General features: G+C 58.1%; 1 protein-coding gene. It reads right to left on the bottom strand.

The genetic code is table 11. The annotated features are described in order from the left end of the window. Positions 1-115: 115 nt before the first annotated feature. The coding region (locus tag B5F08_RS13025; RefSeq protein WP_143256438.1) for a DNA cytosine methyltransferase at positions 116-1,739 on the bottom strand (1,624 nt) is incomplete at its 5' end.

The following is a 1,739-nucleotide window of genomic DNA, read 5'->3' as shown; positions in this document are numbered from 1 at the left end:
GTATCTGATTTCCATGTGCGAAAACCTCCTTTGTTTTTGGTAGGTACATATATCACTCTGAACCCTTGAAATAGCAAGCGGTTTTCGCACATTTCTCTGTAGAATAGAAGCCAATTTATCCTTCCGGAAACTGTGCATAGTACACAATGCCGGAAAGCACAAAATAGACGTTGGGGAGCGCCACGCCGTTGCCCCACATTTTATATTCCGCACTGTCGGAGTGGGGATTCTTCAGCCACTTGATGATCTGGTTCCTGCTCTTGGGTCTGGAGGACTTCCCCATGACGGAGCGGTGTATCTCAAACACCTCTGTCCAGAACTCGATCTCGTCTTCGGTCGGCTCGTCTGTCCCAAGCCCGGCGCACCACCAGTCCGGGAACCCCTGCAGCCTGGCGCATTCGGTGGGTGTCAGCCTGCGGACGATGTACTCCGGCTCAGTCTCGTTTACCACAGGCGGGTCCTTATAGTCCCTTGCCATCAAGGTCGGGGACTGCTCCTCCAATGCCTGGGTGTAAATGCCGGTGGTCATGCAGTAAGCCACCGCATGGCGGTCGGCAGCATCCAGTGTAAAGGACACATCCTCATTCACACCGCTGCCCTGGGGGCCGTTCTTATCCGCCCTGCCAATCATGGAACCCTGCAGGGCCACCACAGCCATTCCGCCCTGGTTGCAGGTAGGATTGCCGCCGTTCGCATCCAGGCATCTGGAAGTTTCCGCTTCGTAGAAGCCGCTCTTGGGATTCTCGGATTTCATGGCGTTGCTGTCCTTGGAGCAGATGCCATATACTTTGACCGCCAGTTCATTGCACCGGGTCTCGCCCACATCGTAGGTATTCAGCGTGTTCGCCACATCGGAGGCTTTCCACTGCTGCCCCTCTGCGGGAGAGTGTGGCCGGGTGCCTTTCACGAACGGCACGAATACCGTCTGGTCATTGTTGCAGCCCAGCGTGGCGGATTTATTATCCTGGATCAGCGCGCCCTTGCCTCCGCCCTCGCAGCCGGAGCGGATCTTCAGCGTCTTGGGCGTCTCCACCACAAAAGGCTGGTTGTTTCCGCCCATGCCGTAGGTGGCGTTGACCGTAGGGGCCGTCTCCAGCGGGCCGGTGTATCTGGTGTCCTGGCTATGGTTCTCATAGACCGCTGCCGGCACCGTCCCGGCACGGAGGGTGGGCGAGGTTTCCTCCCCATACCCGATGCCCCTCGCCTGTGCGGAATGCTCGGTGCAGAATCCGGCAGCTCCCATCACGCAGGGAGGATGCCCGTGGTTTTCCGCCCGGAGCGTTGCCGCAACATCCTCCGTCACATCCATGCGACTGCCGCCCTGGTCGTTTAAGCAGACGCAGCCTGACGCTCCAGCGCCTTCCTTAAAAGCTCCGGCAGCTCCTTGCCACGGGCGGAAGCCCTGCGGAGTATACCCAGACACGCCTTCGGACTCAAATAGTATTTTTCCGGCACTCCCGCCTGCAAAATCTGCGACAAGGTAGATGCGTTTTCTGCGCTGGGGGACTCCCCAGTACTGCGCATCAAATACCCGCCATGCGAGACTGAAACCGGCTGCCACGATCTCCCCGGCGGCTGGCCACTTCGCAGGTCGAGCAGGATCAATCTTGTATCCTTTGACCGAGCAGATCTCTTCGAGGACGGACTGGAAGTCCGCGCCCTTGTTGGAGCTGAACGCGCCGGGGACGTTCTCCCATATGATGTATCTTGGATATCTGCCATTGGTTTTGCACCTCATT

It is taken from the genome of Anaeromassilibacillus sp. An172, from assembly GCF_002160515.1.
GTDB classification, from domain to species: domain Bacteria; phylum Bacillota; class Clostridia; order Oscillospirales; family Acutalibacteraceae; genus Limousia; species Limousia pullorum.
Note: the sequence above shows the minus strand (reverse complement) of the source record. Positions and strands in the feature narration are given on the sequence as shown.